The organism is Nitrosomonas oligotropha (assembly GCF_900106555.1).
GTDB lineage: Bacteria > Pseudomonadota > Gammaproteobacteria > Burkholderiales > Nitrosomonadaceae > Nitrosomonas > Nitrosomonas oligotropha_A.
The window spans coordinates 76,965-96,723 of the sequence record NZ_FNOE01000001.1 but is presented as its reverse complement, the minus strand read 5'-3'; the positions used below and the strand labels follow the sequence as shown (position 1 = coordinate 96,723).

Genomic DNA, 19,759 nt, shown 5'->3' with positions numbered 1-19,759 from the left:
TCTATGGCCTAAAAACCTCTTGTAACCACACTACAGTGCCTTGCTTGGCTCCTTGAGCTCGAACCGTAATGCGGTAGTAATATCTTAGAAAATTACCTGGCGGGGTCTTCTGAATTCCTTCAATCAAATAAGTCGGCGCTGGCACCCCAGCAGGCAAATTAGGTGCTGTATATGCAACACCGTCAACTCTAAAGATATTGCCCGTAACGTAGCTGATGGGGCAAGCAGGAGTGCAATACGTAGTCCATGACGACACAGCCGGAGCATCCACACCAGAGCCGTAATAACAAAATCCATCAGTGCAGTTCGTATCAAATTCACTCATCCCTTCTATTGATTTAGGTGAGTTCGTAGATGGATCATTATCACGAATGTGGTGTTCGGCATAACGCAGAGCCATTTCAGCCGCTTGCGTTGCGAGCATACGATCTCGTATATTGGCAGACATTCGTTCTTCTATCGTTGCCATCTTTGCGGCTGTTATGCCCAGCAGAGACAAAACCAGCAGAAAAATTAAGCCCGTCACAAATACTGCCCCACTCTGCCGCTGATGAAGATATGAATTTATATTCATGGCGTACCATTAATACGATTTCGTAAATTAAAGGTTGCTGTAAAAGCTCTTCTCAGCCGTCTGTCAGCTGGAATTGCGATTGATGTTCCACTGCAATTCAGGTAATTTCCCGCAGACACTACATTTGTTTTTTCAGAACGAACCAAAACACACACGCGAGCAGTAACCACTTGTTCCCAATCCAGAGGTGACTCCACATACCGGTCAACGGATTGATCGCCATTGGTATCCACTCCATATAGAACTTGCAAATCTTCTACATCACTTAGCAGTACTTGACCCAACGGCGCCGCTCCTGGCACCGTTGGAGTATCGGAAATCTGACCATCACACTGTAATTCAGCATTGGCAGCATCAATATTAAAATGATTCTGAATAATCCTGCCCGCTACAGTAACTCCTGTTCCCTCGCAATCACTATCTCCGGTTGTGCCTTCATATTGAACAGTCAGAGTATCAGCCACACCAGTACCGCCATTGGTGCCGCTAATGGCGGTACCCGTGAATTCAACTTTGAATCCAGAAAATGGCATTTCCACATGCCCAGCTTGTTTGATACTGCGACCAATAATTTCCAATGCAAAGCGCCCACTCTCTTGCACTCGAGCATTATCTTCCTGTTCGCGAAATACTTGACGGCTACTGACAAAAACACTGCCGATAACGAGTAGTAACACCAAGCCTATTGTCATCCCGATCATCAGCTCAACCAGAGTAAAGCCACGCTGAAAATTCGGCGCTTTATTCCACCGCTCAATTTTGAAATTATTTTGCTGGATTGTTGAAATAATTATCATGGAGCAAACCTCGTAACGAAACATCGAGTATTGACCACACCCCCGGGACAATTACGATCTACGTCGTCGTTCATTTCTTTCTCTGTCCACATCAAGATAACTGTATACCCTGCGGTTAAACTTCCATTCACAGTTCCAGCTCCACCTGGAAGCAACCTTGCATTTGCCGTATTCCATTGAGCGTGATCATAAGTTGCCATTTGTGTTGAACTACAAGTATTTGTGACGCAATCCAGACTGCTTGGAATAGTTGCTGTGAGCGCATCATATGCACCGGCAGTTACACCGGCTATGTTGGCACGCATACGATCGGCGATATCCTCTGTTTGTTTACTGGCTATCGAACGGTAGTATGCGACATTGTTACCTCGCGCACCTGATACAACCAGCGCTGCCATACTCAATAAACCAAAAGACACAATCAGAATCGTAATGAGTACTTCTATCAAACTAAAACCGTTAGCTTGAATTTGTCGTTGCATTAAGGATTTTCTATTCATCCACATGTTCCAGTGCCAGTCTCAGTACGGAAACGTCCTTGATTATTTAGGATAATAGCTTTGGAGTAAGCTGCCCCCCGATTGTCACACAATGTAAAAGTATCGTTGGATGCCATTGAGAAGCCATTGGCTGTGAAAGTAACTCGTGTCTTGGTTCCCGAAAAGGTATTTCCGCCCGAGAAAGCCACCCCAACCTGCAAAATCTCATCACCAGCTTCAACCACACCATTGCTATTAGTATCAGCAAAAACCAACCAGCCATTCGACCAAATCACCCCTCCAGTGCAGCTGGTACCGTTTGTACTAGGGCAAACCGTGACAGGGCTACTGCGCCGAATAGCTTCACTTTTCGCTAAAGCCAGCGTGGAATAAAAATTGTTGCTCTGTGTCGACTGCAGATTGTTTTGTACAAAGGTGCGATAGTTAGGTACGGCAACGGTTAACAGAATACTGGCCACACTTAAGGTGACCAGCAGTTCAGTCAAAGTCAAACCATATTGATACAACCGGTTAACTAACTTTATCTTTCCCATTTGCATATTTCCATACTTTTTCTTTTATCTCTGTAGACTCACTCAGTGCTATCTACCGGCTAGATTTTAGCGGCCATAATTTAGACAAACTTTAGCTTTTCGAGCACAATCCAGTATCCATCACAGCCTATGAATTCAGTGCAAAGCATTTTCCAACTATCGGCAGGGAATAGAATTTGCCTTACCAAGACTTCCACTTTTCAGCAACAACAAACTCTCAAGCCATTATGAAACAAGATGTCATCGTCATCGGCGCGGGAATCATAGGGCTTGCAACGGCAGAACGCCTTTTAGTTCAAGGCGCCAAAGTTACGATTCTTGAGCGCAACAAAGCCGGTCAAGAATCATCCTGGGCAGGTGGCGGTATTTTGTCGCCGCTTTTTCCTTGGAGCTATTCCGATGCGGTTACAAGTCTTACCAGCTACAGTGCGTTGCAATTTCCGGATTGGGTTTCCGTATTGCGTGAAACTTCTGGAATTGACCCGGAGTACGAAATATCCGGTATGTTGATTTTGCCGCCCTATGATGAAGAAATTGCACGACGGTGGTGTTCCATAAGAGGAATCAAACTAGAGCAGTGCAGGGCTTGTGATATTCATTCAACCCATACCGTTACCACTGATCGGATGAATAAAGCTCAGAATTGCGCTTTATTCCTGCCGGATGTTGCTCAAGTCCGTAACCCAAGACTTTTACGTGCGTTGCAAAGCCGAGTTGAACTATTGGGTGGGAAGATCATTGAAAACTGCGCAGTCAATCATCTAAAAATAACAGATCAGCACATACAATCCGTTGCTACATTGTGTGGAGAATTTACAGCAGATAACTATATTATGTGCGCAGGTGCTTGGAGTAAAGAAATCTTGGGAACTCATGCGCTCAAATTGGATATCAAACCGGTAAAGGGGCAAATGCTATTATTTAAATTTGATGCGCCTCCTATACCAGCCATTATCGTGCAGAATGACTTGTATCTTATTCCACGCCGCGATGGTCATTTGCTCATTGGCAGCACCTTGGAGGATGTTGGATTTGACAAGCAAACGACAATAGCCGCGCGCAATTCCCTGCTTGAGCGGGCTCAAACCATTCTGCCATCACTTGAAAAAATGCCCATCAAGCAGCACTGGTCAGGATTACGTCCGGCTTCTTTAGAGAATATTCCCATCATCGGACGGCATCCGGTCATTCGCAATCTTCTGATTAATAGCGGCCACTTCCGCTATGGTGTCACGATGGCCCCTGCCAGTGCGGAAATCCTTGCAAATCAATTGACAGGCTCAGTACAACCGCTTGACACCACGCCGTACCAAAGCGGATGGGGTATTAATTAATCGTTGCTAAGCCTTCGGCAATGGAAACACGACCGATTCCACCACGCCACTCAATTCTTCGATCGTCACATCTTCACCAATTTGTTCGGCTCCAATTTGCTTAAGCCGGGAAATCACTTGTTGTACCAAAATTTCCGGCGCAGAAGCTCCGGCCGTAATACCGATAATTTTCTTCCCGACAAACCAGGCTTCTTGTAATTGCTCGGCACGATCCACCATATACGACTCTACATTTGCATTCCGTGCGACTTCACATAACCGGTTAGAATTTGAACTATTGGGAGAACCGACTACGATGACCAGATCGCATTGATTTACCATTTTCTTAACAGCATCCTGGCGATTCTGCGTGGCATAGCAAATATCGTCTTTTTTAGGCCCGGTAATCATTGGAAATCGTTTTTTTAAGGCATCCACAATGCGTGCAGCATCATCGACCGACAGTGTCGTCTGCGTCACATACGCCAAATTCGTTTCGTCCTTAACCTTTAAAGTATCAACATCCGCTTCGGTTTCTACCAGATACATCCCTTTATCGTCGCCGTCAATCTGCCCCATCGTACCTTCAACTTCCGGATGCCCCTGGTGGCCGATCATGATAATTTCCTTACCCTCTTTACGCATTTTGGCTACTTCCACATGCACTTTGGTGACCAGCGGGCAAGTTGCGTCAAATACCTTCAGTTTCCGATCCGCCGCTTCTCGCCGTACCGCGTGCGATACACCGTGCGCACTGAAAATCAGAATGCTGTCTTGCGGTACTTCATCCAGATTTTCAACAAATACGGCACCTTTCTTCTCGAGGTTCTCGACCACGAAACGGTTGTGAACGACTTCATGACGCACATATATGGGTGCTCCGTGCATCGTTAATGCGCGCTCCACAATTTCTATCGCACGGTCAACGCCGGCACAAAAACCCCTCGGGTTCGAAAGTAGTACTTTGATCATCTATTTATCCTCCAACAATGGATAGCTTGCCTATACTCATTCTTTGATAAAAACATCAGGCATTAAAATTTGGCACTATTATTTTTTACGCTGTTTGATTGCGGACCATCAATCAGCAACCATAAGGCACCTGTACGATACCTTGTGCTTTTGTGCCGCCCAAAAACACGATTTCCCTCGAAAATCCTGACCATCCTATCAACACAAAGAAGGCTAATGACTTCCTCAGCGGACAACACTTTGTTTATTACCAATCAGGTAGATTTCTGTCAGCGTTTGTTCGACGCCTGCTTCAGTATGAATACGTGTCGATATTCCCAGGAAGTTGGCCAGTTGTGCCATCAACTATTTATATTCCGCGCTATCAGATCGGGTATTGGGAACAAGGATTAGAATCATAAAATAATTTCAATAAGATAACGCCAGTTCCCGGTCCACCATAAAACCAGCCCACGATTCTAACCGAAAAAACCGCTGCTTACCACGATTCCGGCAAATGTTCGTACCGTCATACCTTTCACAATGCCGTTTGCAGTACAGCATGATGCATCCGCTGATTTGCTATTTTAATTTTATCGAATTATACCTGAGACAATTTGTCGCATAGCCATACAGAGTAATTTAAGCTAATGTTATAAGTTTCCCAGGCAATTAAAGCTGCACCATCCTAAATGTTCAGTGATCTCAGTCAATCGCCCCTCAGTAAAAATTTGCAACGTTTGTTTCTGCTACGAAACATCGCCATTGCCGCACAGTGCCTAACCTTCGCTTTAGTGTATTGGACCATCGATATCGTCATTCCCTGGACGCAAATGATCGCCGTGGTCACATTGCTAGCTTTGTTAAATCTGCTGACATGGATCCGCTTGCATCGAAATTGGCCGGTATCTCATCTGGAATTTTTTTTACAACTACTGATCGATGTTATGGCACTCAGCACATTGCTGTATTTCAGCGGCGGCTCAACAAATCCGTTTATCTCATTCTTTTTGTTACCCATGACGATAGCTGCCGCCACGCTACCGTGGCGTTACACTTGGATCATGGCGATCATTACAATCACCTGCTACACCTTATTGCTGTTCAATTACGTGCCGTTACCGCACGACCACAACAAGCATCTGATTGAGTTTGCGTTGCATGTATCGGGGATGTGGCTGGCTTTTGTGTTAAGTACCGTTATCATTGCATGGTTCGTCGTGAAAATGAGCTCCTCCATCCGCGAACGGGATCAGGATCTCGCCAAGGCTCGAGAGCATGCATTGCGTAATGAGCAAATCATCGCACTAGGCACATTGGCCGCCGGCGCCGCGCATGAACTCGGCACGCCACTCTCGACCATGGCCGTCGTAGCGGGAGAATTACAGCAGGAATACACGCAGGACGCTGAATTCCAGAATAACATCCATATTCTTCGCGATCAGATCGCGCACTGCAAACAAACCTTAACGCAGCTATTGGCGAAAGCAGGTCAGGCGAGAGCCGAGCATGGCAGCGAATTACCCGTTGACGTCTTTCTTAATCAGATTCTGGATAAATGGAAGCTGATACGCCCCTCGGTTAAATTTACTTATCAATGTACAGGTGACCTGCCAGCCCCCAAAATTATGGACAATCAATTATTAAGCCAATCGCTGCTCAATCTGCTGAACAACGCAGCGGATGCATCGTCCGAATGCATTGAAATTAAAAGTCATTGGGACAATAACCTGGAGCTTAAACTGGAAATTATCGATGACGGCAAAGGTTTATCTGCGGAAGTAATGCAGCGTGCCGGCGAAGCTTTCTTTTCCACCAAAGCGCCGGGGCAAGGCTTTGGCATTGGCTTGTTCCTCGCCAATGCCAATATTGAACGATTTGGCGGCAGTGTCCGCTTGTTTAATCTCGAAGGCGGGGGAGCCTGCACACAGGTTGTTTTACCGCTAATAGGATGAATAGCATGATTGAACCCTCATTGTCGGATAATAGCGAATATCCAAGTTTACTGATCGTCGACGACGATGAAGTTTTTTGCGATGTATTGTCCAAAGCGCTCACAAAACGAGGCTTTAGCATCACCTGCGCACACACGATCGATGATGCGTTGAATCTGGCTGAAACATCCACACCGGAATATGCGATTGTCGATCTGAAATTATCCAGTGAATCGGGCTTGGTCTTAGTTGAGAAATTAAGAAACCTGGATCCGGGCACCCGAATCGTCATGTTGACGGGGTATGCCAGCATCGCCACTGCGGTAGAAGCGATCAAACTCGGCGCCACGCATTATCTCGCCAAGCCGGTCGACGCAGATGAAATCATGGCGGCTTTTGAACGCACGGTCGGGGAGGCAAATATTCCGATCAGCGCGCATCCTTTATCCGTAGGCCGGTTGGAATGGGAATACATTCAACGCATCCTGACTGAGAACGACAACAATATCTCGGTCACCGCCAGAATTTTAAACATGCATCGCCGTACATTGCAGCGTAAGCTCGCCAAACGGCCACTGCGTGAATAACAGAAAACCCTACTGAAACCCTGCAATTATCCGGATATCTTGACCGATCATACGTACATCCTGAATCTTAAGCTTTCTTTTTTGTTCAAGATTGGTCAGTTCAGGTAATGCAATCATACCCTGCGCATCGTCACCGATTAAGTGCGGAGCGAAATAAATAATTAACTCATCCACCAATCCGGCTTCAACCAAAGCGCCATTGAGCCCGCTACCGGCTTCCACCAGCACTTCATTAATTCCAGATTCAGCCAGCACTGTCATCATTTGTAGCAGATCAACCGCGCCTTTTGCGTCCGGCAAAACAATAACTCGTGCATTCATGTGACTCAGCACAGCTTTTTTTTCCAGATTTTCTGCATGGGCGGTAAAAATGAATGTTTCTTCCCGATCTTGCAGCAGGCGAGCCTCCAAAGGTATCACCAAATGGCTATCGACAACTACTTTTCTGGGCTGACGGTCTGTTTTGATATGCCGGACAGACAACTGCGGATCATCGGATTTGACGGTGCCAATGCCCGTCATGATAGCGCACGAACGAGCCCGCCACCGGTGCCCATCGCGCCGCGCCGCTTCACCGGTAATCCACTGGCTGACACCATTATTCAACGCAGTCTTACCATCCAGACTCGCGGCTGTTTTTAAACGCACCCAAGGCTTCTTTTGCGTCATGCGGGAAACAAAACCAGCATTCAATGCATGCGCCTCGGCTTGCAGCAATCCCATCTGCACGATAACTCCGGCCTGCTGCAATAAAGCCTGTCCACGTCCGGATACCAATGGATTGGGGTCTTCCATCGCCATAACGACCCGTGCGATGCCTGCTGCAATCAAGGCATCGGCACAAGGCGCCGTCCGGCCGTGATGACTGCAAGGCTCCAACGTCACATAGGCGGTCGCACCACGCGCCGCAGCCCCCGCAGCAGTCAAAGCATTAATTTCCGCATGCGGCTGCCCCGCCTTTTCATGCCAACCGCTGCCCGCAATCCGCCCATCGCGCACAACCACACAACCGACACGCGGATTGGGCGTGGTGCTATACAACCCCCGCTCGGCTAAGCGCAAGGCATGCGACATGAAGGCATAATCTGCGGCAGAAAACATCGGCACTGTTATTGCTGTGAAGTAATGGGCTGTGCTGGCAATAGAACGTCCAGAGCCATTCTATTGATTCAGGATACTTTCTTGGTTGGTGACGGCTGATGCGGTTTTTGTACTTCCTTGATTGCATCACGAAAGTCATCCACATCCTGGAAGCTTTTATAAACCGATGCAAAGCGGATATAGGCAACCTCATCGAGTTTATACAACTCTTCCATCACGCTTTCGCCAATGCTGCGCGAGGAAACTTCGCGTTCCCCCAACGCTAAAAACTTCTGCACAATGCGATCAATCGCAGCGTCGACATAACTGGTAGGAACCGGGCGTTTATGCAGCGCCCGCTTAAAACCCGTCAGCAATTTGTTGCGATCAAATTCCGCTCGGCTGCCATCGTGTTTGACCACTTGCGGCAAACGGAGCTCGACGGTCTCGTATGTGGTGAAACGCTTATCGCAGGCAGGGCAGCGGCGGCGGCGGCGAATCTTGTGACCATCCTCGCTGACCCTGGAATCGATGACATTAGTGTCATCGGCATTACAAAAAGGACATTTCATACGCAGTTAAACCTGCAATAACAACCTGAACAGACGATTATTCACTTCCGTCCAGGTTGATGAGGCTTATCCATAAACCGGAAATTTTGCGCACAATTTTTTTGCTTCAGTAGCCACTCGTGACAAAACCGCAGCATCCTCCGGAGCCGCCAATACATCGGCGATCAGATTGGCCAGTTGTTCCGCTTCCAGTTCTTTAAAACCTCTAGTGGTTATCGCCGGTGAACCGACACGAATACCGCTGGTCACGAAAGGTTTCTGCGGATCGTTAGGGATAGCGTTTTTATTAACCGTGATATGCGCATGCTCCAACGACGCTTCCGCCTGTTTCCCGGTCAGATTCATCGCCCGCAGATCAACTAAAAACATATGACAATCGGTCTGCCCGGACACAATGCGCAAGCCGCGATTGGTCAACACTTTCGCCATGACTCGCGCATTCTCGATCACCTGTTCTTGATAATCTTTGAATTCCTTACTCGCCGCTTCCTTAAATGCCACTGCTTTGGCAGCAATCACATGCATCAGAGGACCGCCTTGAGTTTGCGGAAAAATAGCGGAATTCAGTGCTTTCTCATGTTCCGGCTTAGCCATGATAATGCCGCCACGCGGGCCGCGCAGGGTTTTATGCGTAGTACTCGTCACAAAATCCGCAATGCCAACCGGATTAGGATAAAAACCGGCAGCAACCAGTCCAGCATAATGCGCCATATCAACGAACAAGTAGGCGCCTACGGCATCAGCAATTTTGCGAAAACGCCCCCAATCAATGACTCGAGCGTATGAAGAGGCACCAGCAACGATCATTTTCGGTTTATGCTCATGAGCCAGCCGTTCAACCTCATCATAATCCAGTAGCTCGGTATCCGGATGCAAACCATATGAAATCGAATTAAAAATCTTTCCGCTCATGCTCACGCTGGAACCGTGTGTTAAATGACCTCCATGCGCGAGCGACATGCCCAGCAGGGTATCGCCAGGCTTCAGTACGGATAGATAAACCGCTGCATTGGCTTGAGAGCCTGAGTGCGGTTGCACATTGACATATTCAGCACCGAAAAGCGCTTTTAAGCGATCAATCGCTAATTGCTCCACCTGATCCGCATATATACAGCCGCCATAATAGCGTTTTGCAGGATAACCTTCGGCATATTTATTCGTTAAAACAGAGCCTTGAGCCTGCATAACTGCGGGACTTGCATAATTTTCCGAAGCAATTAACTCGATATATTCTTCTTGACGTTGTATCTCCCCTTTAATCGCCTGCCATAATTCCGGGTCGACATTTTCTATTGTGTGTTTCTGCGAAAACATGGTGATACCAATCCTTTGAAATTTTTTGGAACTGAGAAAATTTGTATATTACCACTACCTGTCGAAACGCTGATAGCTGATCTCATGGCAGCAGCACAAAAAAGAAAGGAAATTCTTTATGCAGAGTTTAATCTACCTTAATTGCCGGTAGTGCGCATCTATGATTTTAGATCATTCTTTGGCTTTTCCTGGAAATTGCTTTCGACTCTCAAAAACTTGCCTTGCAAGCAGGTTTTCTCAGCAATTCCTACAAAACCTTGGCTGCGATATGCAACATTAGCTCGCCTTACAGCCGAGACATACCAATCGTCACTGATAAATCTGCACAAACGCCATCTGAATTAGATGGTAATAAGGATGGAACAAAAATAAAAGCGCGTAACAGTATTTCGTTTATTCTCCGTAAAATATCAATATCGCACTTCTATTTAGTTGCAACGGAACTCAAATAGACTCAAATAATTGCAGCTTCTTCCTCAAATAGCAGCACCACCTTATCGTTGCCGTCGATGTCAACAGTCACTTTGCCACCGCTGACTAAACGCCCGAACAACAACTCGTCGGCTAACGCGCTGCGAATGGTGTCTTGTATCAACCGTTCCATCGGACGAGCCCCCATGAGCGGATCGAAACCATGTTTTGCAAGATGATTCCGCAATTTATCCGTAAATGTGGCCTCCACTTTCTTCTCATGCAATTGAGTTTCAAGCTGAATCAAGAATTTATCGGTTACCTGCAGAATAATTTCCTGATTTAGCGACGCAAACGAAATAATGGCATCGAGCCGATTGCGGAATTCAGGTGTAAAAAGCTTCTTAATATCGACCAATTCATCACCCGCAGACTTCGATTGCGTAAATCCGATGGAGGATTTAGTCAAAGACTCGGCGCCTGCATTGGTAGTCATAATGATTATGACGTTGCGAAAATCAGCTTTGCGGCCATTGTTGTCCGTTAACGTCCCGTAATCCATGACTTGCAATAAAATATTAAAAACATCCGTATGCGCTTTTTCGATCTCATCAAATAATAGAACCGAATAGGGGTGTTTAATCATCGCTTCAGTCAACAAACCGCCTTGATCATATCCGACATACCCAGGTGGTGCGCCGATCAAGCGCGACACTGCATGGCGTTCCATGTATTCAGACATGTCAAAGCGATGCAAATGAATGCCTAATGCATAGGCCAGTTGCCTAGCGACTTCTGTTTTTCCCACCCCAGTTGGCCCCGAAAAAAGAAAAGAGCCTACCGGTTTCCGTGGGTTACCAAGTCCGCTTCTGGCCATCTTGATCGCGGACGTTAATGCATTGATTGCATTATCCTGCCCAAAAACAACCGCTTTCATATCACGCCCCAGTGTTCTCAGCTTATTGCGATCATTGGTCGAAATATTCTGCGGTGGGATTCGTGCAATTTTCGCAACCACGCTTTCAATTTCACTTTTGCCAATAACTTTACGTTTCTTCGATTTAGGTAATAATCGTTGCGCAGCCCCCGCTTCATCGAGCACATCGATGGCTTTGTCCGGCAAATGCCTATCGTTGATATAGCGTTCCGATAGTTCCGCTGCAGAAACTAATGCGCCAGCAGTATATTTAACCTTGTGGTGCTGCTCATAGCGTGATTTCAGCCCGCGTAAAATAGCCACTGTCTCATCAACACTGGGCTCATTTACTTCTATTTGCTGAAAACGTCTTGATAATGCATGATCTTTCTCGAAGATGCCGCGATACTCATTAAAAGTGGTTGCGCCAATACATCGTAATTGCCCCGAACTTAAAACCGGTTTCAGCAGGTTCGATGCATCCAAAACTCCACCGGATGCAGCACCCGCACCAATGAGTGTATGAATTTCATCAATGAATAGAATTGCACTTGGATTATCAGTGAGTTGTTTTAGCAATGTTTTTAAGCGCTGCTCAAAATCACCGCGATATTTGGTGCCGGCCAACAATGCTCCCATATCCAGTGCATAAATCTGATGCTTTAGCAGAAGATCAGGTACATCTTCTTCGACAATACGTTTTGCCAAGCCTTCAGCAATCGCTGTTTTTCCGACACCCGCCTCACCGACCAGTAAAGGGTTATTCTTACGGCGCCTGCATAACGTTTGGATAACGCGCTCGATTTCCTTTTCACGCCCGATTAATGGATCAATTTTATTGATTAGCGCCAAGTGATTGAGATTCACTGTATAACTTTCAAGCAATCCACCGGCACTCGACTCATGCTCTGTCTCTCCTTCACTCCCGGTTTTAGCGTCATTCTCTTGCGGTACTTTGCGGATATTATGCGAGATGTAATTGACCACATCCAAACGTGCCACACCTCTTTGATGCAAGAAATAAACCGCATGGGAATCTTTTTCACCGAATATTGACACCAGTACATTAGCACCGGTCACTTCTTTTTTTCCCGATGATTGAACATGCAATATGGCGCGTTGTATTACCCGTTGAAAACCCAAGGTCGGTTGCGTGTCAACTTCTTCACTACCTTTAATGACCGGAGTATGCCGTGAAATATGATCCAGCAATACCAACCGCAATTCTTCAATGTCGACTAAACAAGCATTCAATACTTCAGCGGCGCTTGCGTTATCCAGCATTGCCAACAACAAATGTTCCACCGTAATGAATTCATAGCGTTTTTGCCTGGACTCCACAAACGCCATGTGCAAACTGACCTCCAAATCTGGCGCGATCATTTCAGTTTTCCTCCATTACACATCTCAGTGGATGCTGATTCTTCCTGGCAAATTCAACCACTTGCTTAACTTTTGTACTTGCGATATCACTCGGGTAAATGCCACACACTCCAACTCCCTCCGTATGCACCTTTAACATTATTCGCGTCGCTTGCTCTTGATTCATAGAAAAAAATAGCTTCAATACCTCAATCACAAACTCCATCGGTGTAAAATCATCATTCAGTAATAGTATCTTATACAGCGGGGGCGGTTCATGCTTTACCTTATCCTCTGCAAGTTTAACGGCTTCTGTGTTGCTTTCCGTCATCACGCTTTTCCCTATCTGACTCCAATTATAAATATAATTAGCATAAAAATACTTCCTTCCAGTAATGACATATTTGACGATTACGACAAAATTTTCAAGTCTCTTAAGATAATTACCAAATCCGCAAACATAAATATTCCGTAACCTCTTGACTTTAACCCTTGATTTGCGTAAAACAGCAAATGGCGTTTGACTTCAAGTTTTCAGCGGTACTGGTTTTATCCGTCAATGGTCTTGAAATTCAAATAGTATTAGGGTTTCCGGCCCAGTTTTTTATATAGGAAGTAGAAATGGCAACAGGTACAGTAAAATGGTTCAACGATTCCAAAGGTTTTGGTTTTATTACTCCAGATGATGGCAGTGAAGATTTATTCGCGCACTTCTCAGCAATCAACATGTCCGGATTTAAAACCCTTAAAGAAGGTCAGAAAGTGAGTTTTGATGTCACTCAAGGACCTAAAGGAAAACAAGCCTCTAATATCCAATCCGCTTAACTTTTATAAAATACTGGTTTAGTACTTATTGACAATAATAAGGTTTTAGCCTGATAGTAAAATGCCTCTTCCTGTAATAGGAAGAGGCATTTTTTTACCTTCTTTTTTCAAATCCTATCTTTATTAAGATAGATATTTAATCATCGCATTCCCAAACGCAGAGCACGAAACCTGCTGAGCACCCGGCATTAATCGCGCAAAGTCATACGTAACGATCTTATGCTGAATAGTTGCTTCCATCGCTCTGATAATCATATCGGCCGCTTCCACCCAACCCATATGACGCAGCATCATCTCCGCAGATAATATAATCGAACCAGGATTTACCTGATCTTTCCCGGCATATTTAGGGGCAGTGCCATGCGTTGCTTCAAAGATCGCAACTGAATCACTCAAATTAGCTCCCGGTGCAATACCAATCCCACCAACCTGCGCAGCCAGTGCATCAGAAATATAATCACCATTCAGATTTAAAGTAGCCACCACATCATATTCTTCCGGGCGCAATAAGATTTGCTGCAAAAAAGCATCCGCGATCACATCTTTAATGATAATTCCGCCCTTTTCCTGCGGTAATTTCATCCATGGACCGCCATCCAGCAACTCTGCTCCGAATTCATTGGCTGCCACTGCATAACTCCATTTCTTAAATGCGCCTTCAGTAAACTTCATGATATTGCCTTTATGCACCAGCGTTAGCGATTTGCGCTGATTGTCTATGGCATACTGAATGGCTTTACGCACAAAACGCTCGGTACCTTCTCTTGAGACGGGTTTAATACCGATACCGGAGGTTTGAGGAAAACGTATACTCGTCACCCCCATATCCTTGACTAAGAAATCAATTACTTTCTTAGCAGACTCAGATTCCGCTTCCCATTCAATGCCGGCATAAATATCCTCGGAATTTTCCCGGAAAATGACCATATCCGTTTTTTCCGGACTTTTCACAGGACTGGGTACACCGCTAAAATAGCGTACGGGCCGCAAACAGATATATAAATCGAGCTGCTGACGCAACGCAACATTAATCGAACGAATACCCCCGCCTACCGGAGTTGTAAGCGGACCTTTAATAGATACCACAAACTCTTTTGCAGCCTGTAAGGTTTCATCCGGTAACCACACATCCGATCCATATACTTGCGTAGCTTTCTCACCTGCATAGATTTCCATCCATGAAATCTTGCGTTTCCCGCCATAGGCCTTTTCAACTGCCGCATCAACAACCTTTTTCATTACTGGAGTAATATCAATACCAATCCCGTCACCTTCAATAAAAGGAACGATTGGATTATCAGGCACTGCCAATAAACCATCGGTACTGATCCGAATTTTTTCTCCATCACTGGGTATCTTTACATGCTGATACATAGCATCTCCAAGTATTCAAATACAATTTATAATGAGCCAATTATCAGGGATTTTTATGCAAAACTATAGGGCTGTCCTATCCCAACCGTACCGCAAGAAAAATTCTCACTCTTACACTGGAATGGACTTTAAACTCGATGTGCATTATACGTTATAAACAGGATGCCTTTCCATGACAGACAATATCAGCAATAATCATTATTAATGCTGACCATTCAAATCAGTATTCAAACTCAATTCAGCAAAATCAATAAATTACAAAAATCACCTCATGTGATTTATTCACTATAATGAATTTAAATCTTCTCATACCCGATCTATTCTGGCCTGATGCATTGCAGCAAAACATTTATGATGAATTATCGATGCGTCACTTGGAAACACTGTTATCAAAAAGCATCTCCTCGACAAATCCAATTCATGCAATGGAAGCTTGGCTGTGCCAACAGTTTAATATCGCACGGCAACAAAATAACTGGCCTATTGCACCCATCATGTTGCACACCGACGCTCCTGATCTAGCAAAAGCCAGTAAAGATTTCTGGATGCGTGCCGATCCTGTTCACCTTCGCATTGAACAAAATCATATCATGCTCGCTGATAGCCAAGCTTTCCAGATCACCGAAGAAGAAGCCAATGAATTGATACAAGATATCAATCACAATTTCAGTCCCGATGGGTTCACTTTTTTGTCATTACAACCAGACCGGTGGTACATCCGCTTACCTGCAATAGCAGACATGCAAACGCATATGCTTAGCCAGGTCACTTGTAAAAACATCAATAATTTTTTGCCATCCGGTACCGACAGCATCCTATGGCATAAAATTTTCAATGAAATTCAAATGTTGTTGCATGAACACCCGGTCAATCAAACGCGTGAATCGCGTGGTGAATTAACCATAAATAGCATCTGGCTATGGGGTGGTGGCAGCATGCCTCAATTTGTCCGATCACCTTATACGCATGTGTGGGGTAACGATGATTTTCCTCGCGCATTAGCACTCGCCCACGGTACAAACCATTCAAAGTTACCGGCTGATGCCGATGAATGGCTCATGACGCAACCAAACGGTGATCATCTTGTAGTATTGGATTCATTGCGAGGGAAAGCTCAATACAGAAACGCTTATGGCTGGCGTGAAACACTTAAGGATATGGAGCAGAACTGGTTCTCTCCTTTACATGCAGCATTAAAGGCAGGGAAAATCAATCAATTGACCATCACGGCGCTAAATGAGACTTCATCGCGAAACTTTTCGTTGACACGCTCCGACTTATGGAAATTTTGGCGCATAACCAAACCGCTTTCCATCCACAGTAAAAAACACTAGCCGGATTATGAACAAACATTCTTGCGATATCATTACAGCCAATCTTTTTATCAAGAATTTCAGCTAACAGGAATAAGGAATTACCGTGCAAAAAACTTCTTTATTTAATATTGTTAAGCCTTATTTAGCCATCAGCACTGCGTTCACGCTGGCAGTCACTCTAGTAGCTGGTCCATACTTGATCGCCGAAATCGCGCCGCACTGGCAAACTGCATTATGGTTTTCATTAATCTTCATGATCTTGATTACAATCATTCAGATAGCACGCACAGAGAAAAATACCCGGAATCTTTCCGATCAACTTATTGTAAGCAAGGAAAGGTTAGGTAATGAGATCAAGCACCGGTTATGGGCGGAAAAAACCGCTTCCGAGAATAAAGTAAAATCGCAGTTTATCGATGAAAACATTCCAGTCATGCTGGCTTATTTTAATAGCGATATGCGTTGCCGTTACCATAACCGGATTTTCCGCCGCTGGTTTGGATTAAAACCCGATCAAATTGATGGTCGGTATCTAAAGGAATTTTCGAATGAAGAATTTTTCTCCGATATTCAAAATCGTATTGAAGAAATCTTAGCCGGGAAAACCATACATAACGAACGTGTTCTTAAATCCACCAAAGGTTTTCCTTATATTTTCACGGAGCAGTACCTCCCGCATCTTGATAATAAAGGCAAAACAATCGGCTTCTATACATTGCACACACCTCGGGCACAAGAAAAAACCCGTGTCTCACCAAAAAATACCAAAGAAGAAAACACAGCAAAAGCGGAACCCAAGAAATCCGATTCAGTACCTATTAAGAACGAAGCAAGCTTTCAGTCAAGCACACAGACATCTAAACAGCAGGGCATAACCGCGGCGCGTATCGCTCAGGCCATTGATGGCGGGGAATTTAATTTATATTGCCAAAAAATAATTCCCATCAAACCCTCAGTTTCTTCGTCTTCCCATTACGAAATTCTGATCCGTATGCACGAAGAAGAAAATAATCTTATGCCCCCGGGCTCGTTCCTACCGCTTGTCGATCAATTCAAGATGATGCCCAAGCTGGATCGGTGGATAATTAATCACATTATCCATTGGCTGTCGGATCACCCTAATGCCAATTCAGTATTTTATTTGAATGTAGCCAAAGACTCCTTGAGCGATCAGGCCTTCCCCGGTTTCATCCAGGATTTATTAAAGAGAACAGGAGTTCCTGCTTCCAGCCTTTGTTTTGAAGTTGAAATTTCCGATGCGGAAACTCTTACCAATGACACTTGCACGTTCACCAATAAAATTCGTGAGTTAGGGTGCCTGGTGTCACTATGTAGCTTCAATGAAACTCTGGAATCATTCAGTCTGCTCGATAAGATCAAAGCCGATTATCTGAAAATTGATGGAAGCATTGTTTGCAACATACTGCGCGATGAGGATGACTTAGCGAAAATAATAAGCATTAACCAATTTGCCACTAAGGCCGGCACTCAAACAATCGCTGAGCTCGTTGAAACGGATGACATCACAGCAAAGCTGCGGGAAATTGGCGTGGACTATGCACAAGGATTTGGTATTGCTAAGCCGCATCCATTCAATGATCTTGAGTCAGTTGCCTAGCGCTTTAAGTATTGATAAAAACAAAAGGCGCAATTACGGTTCATTGCGCCTTTTGTTTTTAGATTTTAAAATCCGCTACATCATAGAGCTTTGACCATGCTCTCCACAACTTTCTTGGCATCACCAAAAATCATCATGGTTTTATCCATATAGAACAGGTCATTATCAAGCCCAGCGTAACCGACCGCCATACTGCGCTTAACCACCATAACGGTGCGCGCTTTATGCGCATCCAATATTGGCATGCCATAAATCGGGCTGCCGGAAACATAAGCAGCAGGATTCACCACATCATTCGCACCCAATACCAAGACCACATCGGTATTCGAGAAGTCACTGTTGATTTCTTCCATTTCCTGCACTTGTTCGTAAGGAATCTCAGCTTCCGCCAGCAACACGTTCATATGACCCGGCATACGTCCGGCTACCGGATGTATGGCAAAGCGCACATTGACGCCTTTTTCATGTAGCTTTTCAGCCAATTCTTTCACCGCATGCTGCGCTCTGGCAACAGCCAAACCGTAGCCTGGCACGATAATCACGCTATCGGCATTTCCCATCAGGAAGGCTGCGTCGTCGGCACTACCACTACGGTAGGTTTTTTGCTCGCCGCTATCCACTGCCGCAGTACCGCCATCGCTGCCAAACCCACCCAGAATAACGGACAAGAATGGACGATTCATCGCTTTACACATGATATACGAGAGAATCGCACCAGAACTGCCCACTAACGATCCGGCAATGATCAGCATTGGATTACCCAACGAGAAGCCGATACCTGCTGCAGCCCAGCCTGAGTAGGAGTTCAGCATGGAAATCACCACCGGCATATCCGCGCCACCGATTGGGATGATAATCAAGAATCCCAGCACAAACGCGATTGCGGTCATGGCAATAAATGCGGTCCAATTGGTCGTTTCACTGAAGAAGAACCATAAACCGCAACCAACCATCGCGAGCGCCAACAGCAAATTAACCGCATGCTGACCGCTAAATACGATCGGCGTGCCACTCATGCGCCCCGACAGTTTTAAGAATGCAATGACGGAGCCTGACCATGTCATGGCGCCGATAAATGTGCCTAAAAACAGTTCCAGCTTACTACCCGCAGGCAATACTGCGGGCAAACCGAACGAAACTGGATTATTGACTGCTGCAATCGCGATAAAAACTGCCGCCAAACCAACCAGTGAATGCATAAATGCAACCAGCTCCGGCATCGCGGTCATTTGCACGCGTTGCGCCACGATTGCACCGATCAGACCGCCCACGGCGATACAACCTAAAATCAAAATCCAGTTTTGCGTCAGCGTCAGTGTTGTGGCAACAGCAATGGCCATGCCAATCATGCCAAAAAGATTGCCGCGGCGCGCAGACTCGGGCGAACTCAGCCCCTTTAACGCCAGTATGAAGAATACCGAAGCTACTAAATATGCAAGTGCAACTAGATTTGCTGACATTTAGGCGTTTCCTTTTTTATCTTTTTTCTTGAACATTTCCAGCATGCGCTGACTTACCAGAAACCCGCCGAATACATTAATCGCAGCCAACGTAACCGCTGCGGCGCCCAGCCAGACACCCCAGTCAGTTTCCGCAGGACCGGCCGCCAGCATGGCACCAACCAGGATAATACCGGAAACGGCGTTGGTTACCGACATGAGCGGGGTATGCAGTGCGGGTGTGACGTTCCACACCACATGGTAACCGACAAAAATAGCCAGCACAAAGACCGTTAAATTGACAATCACCGGATCGACTTCACCAATCATGATTACTCCTTTA

19 protein-coding genes are annotated in these 19,759 nt (G+C 45.6%); 6 read left to right on the top strand and 13 right to left on the bottom strand.

The features are described 5' to 3' along the window. Position 1: 1 nt before the first annotated feature. Genes BLU57_RS00465 through BLU57_RS00450 form a run of 4 tightly spaced genes read right to left on the bottom strand, consistent with a single transcriptional unit; the run spans position 2 to position 2,404 of the window. Positions 2 to 574: a pilus assembly PilX family protein gene (locus BLU57_RS00465; RefSeq protein ID WP_090314897.1), complete on the bottom strand. Its 573-nt coding sequence runs from the start codon at positions 572 to 574 to the stop codon at positions 2 to 4. Beyond that, entirely contained in the window at positions 571 to 1,371 is an 801-nt protein-coding gene (locus BLU57_RS00460; RefSeq protein ID WP_090314894.1) for a PilW family protein, read from the bottom strand. The genes BLU57_RS00465 and BLU57_RS00460 overlap by 4 nt, the downstream gene beginning before the upstream one ends. Next, positions 1,368 to 1,871 carry a type IV pilus modification protein PilV gene (pilV, locus tag BLU57_RS00455; protein WP_256206040.1) on the bottom strand — a complete coding sequence of 168 codons (504 nt, stop codon included), beginning with the start codon at positions 1,869 to 1,871 and terminating at the stop codon, positions 1,368 to 1,370. The genes BLU57_RS00460 and pilV overlap by 4 nt, the downstream gene beginning before the upstream one ends. Beyond that, complete coding sequence (locus BLU57_RS00450) at positions 1,868 to 2,404, bottom strand: GspH/FimT family pseudopilin (RefSeq protein WP_256206041.1); 537 nt, start codon at positions 2,402 to 2,404, stop codon at positions 1,868 to 1,870. Before BLU57_RS00450 ends, pilV begins: the two co-directional genes overlap by 4 nt. Before the next feature lie 227 nt (positions 2,405 to 2,631). On the opposite strand from BLU57_RS00450, the gene thiO reads away from it, so the two are divergent. After that, on the top strand, positions 2,632 to 3,738 hold the full coding sequence (gene thiO, locus BLU57_RS00445; RefSeq protein WP_090314886.1) for a glycine oxidase ThiO: 1,107 nt from the start codon (positions 2,632 to 2,634) through the stop codon (positions 3,736 to 3,738). A 6-nt stretch (positions 3,739 to 3,744) separates the two neighbouring features. Here thiO and ispH read toward each other — a convergent pair whose 3' ends face one another. Continuing rightward, a complete protein-coding gene (gene ispH, locus BLU57_RS00440; RefSeq protein ID WP_090314884.1) occupies positions 3,745 to 4,689 on the bottom strand; it encodes a 4-hydroxy-3-methylbut-2-enyl diphosphate reductase in 945 nt (314 codons plus the stop codon). 671 nt (positions 4,690 to 5,360) lie between these two features. Between ispH and BLU57_RS00430 the strand changes: the two genes are divergently transcribed. Continuing rightward, positions 5,361 to 6,623 (top strand): ATP-binding protein, encoded by a 1,263-nt coding sequence (locus BLU57_RS00430; RefSeq protein ID WP_090314881.1) that lies wholly within the window; start codon positions 5,361 to 5,363, stop codon positions 6,621 to 6,623. 5 nt (positions 6,624 to 6,628) lie between these two features. After that, positions 6,629 to 7,189, top strand: a complete 561-nt coding sequence (locus tag BLU57_RS00425; protein WP_090315269.1) for a response regulator transcription factor — start codon at positions 6,629 to 6,631, stop codon at positions 7,187 to 7,189. Positions 7,190 to 7,198: 9 nt separating this feature from the next. On the opposite strand, the gene ribD is transcribed toward BLU57_RS00425, so the two are convergent. The 5 genes from ribD to clpS all read right to left on the bottom strand — a co-directional run bounded on the left by ribD (position 7,199) and on the right by clpS (position 13,175). After that, positions 7,199 to 8,290 (bottom strand): bifunctional diaminohydroxyphosphoribosylaminopyrimidine deaminase/5-amino-6-(5-phosphoribosylamino)uracil reductase RibD, encoded by a 1,092-nt coding sequence (gene ribD, locus BLU57_RS00420; RefSeq protein ID WP_090314879.1) that lies wholly within the window; start codon positions 8,288 to 8,290, stop codon positions 7,199 to 7,201. Between the two features lie 68 nt (positions 8,291 to 8,358). Beyond that, positions 8,359 to 8,841 (bottom strand): transcriptional regulator NrdR, encoded by a 483-nt coding sequence (nrdR, locus tag BLU57_RS00415; RefSeq protein WP_090314876.1) that lies wholly within the window; start codon positions 8,839 to 8,841, stop codon positions 8,359 to 8,361. Positions 8,842 to 8,907: 66 nt separating this feature from the next. Beyond that, positions 8,908 to 10,155: a serine hydroxymethyltransferase gene (gene glyA / locus BLU57_RS00410; RefSeq protein WP_090314874.1), complete on the bottom strand. Its 1,248-nt coding sequence runs from the start codon at positions 10,153 to 10,155 to the stop codon at positions 8,908 to 8,910. A 454-nt stretch (positions 10,156 to 10,609) separates the two neighbouring features. Continuing rightward, a complete protein-coding gene (gene clpA / locus BLU57_RS00405) occupies positions 10,610 to 12,865 on the bottom strand; it encodes an ATP-dependent Clp protease ATP-binding subunit ClpA (RefSeq protein WP_090314872.1) in 2,256 nt (751 codons plus the stop codon). Between the two features lies 1 nt (position 12,866). Continuing rightward, on the bottom strand, positions 12,867 to 13,175 hold the full coding sequence (clpS, locus tag BLU57_RS00400) for an ATP-dependent Clp protease adapter ClpS (protein ID WP_090314870.1): 309 nt from the start codon (positions 13,173 to 13,175) through the stop codon (positions 12,867 to 12,869). A 290-nt stretch (positions 13,176 to 13,465) separates the two neighbouring features. Between clpS and BLU57_RS00395 the strand changes: the two genes are divergently transcribed. Further along, positions 13,466 to 13,669 (top strand): cold-shock protein, encoded by a 204-nt coding sequence (locus BLU57_RS00395; RefSeq protein ID WP_013964362.1) that lies wholly within the window; start codon positions 13,466 to 13,468, stop codon positions 13,667 to 13,669. A 123-nt stretch (positions 13,670 to 13,792) separates the two neighbouring features. Here BLU57_RS00395 and icd read toward each other — a convergent pair whose 3' ends face one another. After that, positions 13,793 to 15,043, bottom strand: coding sequence for an NADP-dependent isocitrate dehydrogenase (icd, locus tag BLU57_RS00390; RefSeq protein WP_090314868.1), 1,251 nt, complete (start codon positions 15,041 to 15,043; stop codon positions 13,793 to 13,795). 365 nt (positions 15,044 to 15,408) lie between these two features. Between icd and BLU57_RS00385 the strand changes: the two genes are divergently transcribed. After that, positions 15,409 to 16,377: a phosphoglycerate mutase gene (locus tag BLU57_RS00385; protein WP_256206056.1), complete on the top strand. Its 969-nt coding sequence runs from the start codon at positions 15,409 to 15,411 to the stop codon at positions 16,375 to 16,377. 85 nt (positions 16,378 to 16,462) lie between these two features. Beyond that, positions 16,463 to 17,977: an EAL domain-containing protein gene (locus tag BLU57_RS00380; protein WP_090314863.1), complete on the top strand. Its 1,515-nt coding sequence runs from the start codon at positions 16,463 to 16,465 to the stop codon at positions 17,975 to 17,977. A gap of 80 nt (positions 17,978 to 18,057) precedes the next feature. On the opposite strand, the gene BLU57_RS00375 is transcribed toward BLU57_RS00380, so the two are convergent. After that, entirely contained in the window at positions 18,058 to 19,437 is a 1,380-nt protein-coding gene (locus BLU57_RS00375) for an NAD(P)(+) transhydrogenase (Re/Si-specific) subunit beta (protein WP_090314861.1), read from the bottom strand. Beyond that, positions 19,438 to 19,746, bottom strand: a complete 309-nt coding sequence (locus tag BLU57_RS00370; protein WP_090314859.1) for an NAD(P) transhydrogenase subunit alpha part 2 — start codon at positions 19,744 to 19,746, stop codon at positions 19,438 to 19,440. It lies immediately after the preceding gene. Between the last annotated feature and the right edge of the window lie 13 nt (positions 19,747 to 19,759).

Coding starts and splice junctions, on each gene's coding strand:
- clpS (WP_090314870.1), bottom strand. CDS start 13,175: ATGACGGAAAGCAACACAGAAGCCGTTAAACTTGCAGAGGATAAGGTA.
- glyA (WP_090314874.1), bottom strand. CDS start 10,155: ATGTTTTCGCAGAAACACACAATAGAAAATGTCGACCCGGAATTATGG.
- nrdR (WP_090314876.1), bottom strand. CDS start 8,841: ATGAAATGTCCTTTTTGTAATGCCGATGACACTAATGTCATCGATTCC.
- clpA (WP_090314872.1), bottom strand. CDS start 12,865: ATGATCGCGCCAGATTTGGAGGTCAGTTTGCACATGGCGTTTGTGGAG.
- BLU57_RS00375 (WP_090314861.1), bottom strand. CDS start 19,437: ATGTCAGCAAATCTAGTTGCACTTGCATATTTAGTAGCTTCGGTATTC.
- thiO (WP_090314886.1), top strand. CDS start 2,632: ATGAAACAAGATGTCATCGTCATCGGCGCGGGAATCATAGGGCTTGCA.
- BLU57_RS00430 (WP_090314881.1), top strand. CDS start 5,361: ATGTTCAGTGATCTCAGTCAATCGCCCCTCAGTAAAAATTTGCAACGT.
- BLU57_RS00385 (WP_256206056.1), top strand. CDS start 15,409: ATGCGTCACTTGGAAACACTGTTATCAAAAAGCATCTCCTCGACAAAT.
- pilV (WP_256206040.1), bottom strand. CDS start 1,871: ATGAATAGAAAATCCTTAATGCAACGACAAATTCAAGCTAACGGTTTT.
- BLU57_RS00395 (WP_013964362.1), top strand. CDS start 13,466: ATGGCAACAGGTACAGTAAAATGGTTCAACGATTCCAAAGGTTTTGGT.
- BLU57_RS00450 (WP_256206041.1), bottom strand. CDS start 2,404: ATGGGAAAGATAAAGTTAGTTAACCGGTTGTATCAATATGGTTTGACT.
- BLU57_RS00425 (WP_090315269.1), top strand. CDS start 6,629: ATGATTGAACCCTCATTGTCGGATAATAGCGAATATCCAAGTTTACTG.
- icd (WP_090314868.1), bottom strand. CDS start 15,043: ATGTATCAGCATGTAAAGATACCCAGTGATGGAGAAAAAATTCGGATC.
- BLU57_RS00370 (WP_090314859.1), bottom strand. CDS start 19,746: ATGATTGGTGAAGTCGATCCGGTGATTGTCAATTTAACGGTCTTTGTG.
- BLU57_RS00465 (WP_090314897.1), bottom strand. CDS start 574: ATGAATATAAATTCATATCTTCATCAGCGGCAGAGTGGGGCAGTATTT.
- ispH (WP_090314884.1), bottom strand. CDS start 4,689: ATGATCAAAGTACTACTTTCGAACCCGAGGGGTTTTTGTGCCGGCGTT.
- ribD (WP_090314879.1), bottom strand. CDS start 8,290: ATGTTTTCTGCCGCAGATTATGCCTTCATGTCGCATGCCTTGCGCTTA.
- BLU57_RS00460 (WP_090314894.1), bottom strand. CDS start 1,371: ATGATAATTATTTCAACAATCCAGCAAAATAATTTCAAAATTGAGCGG.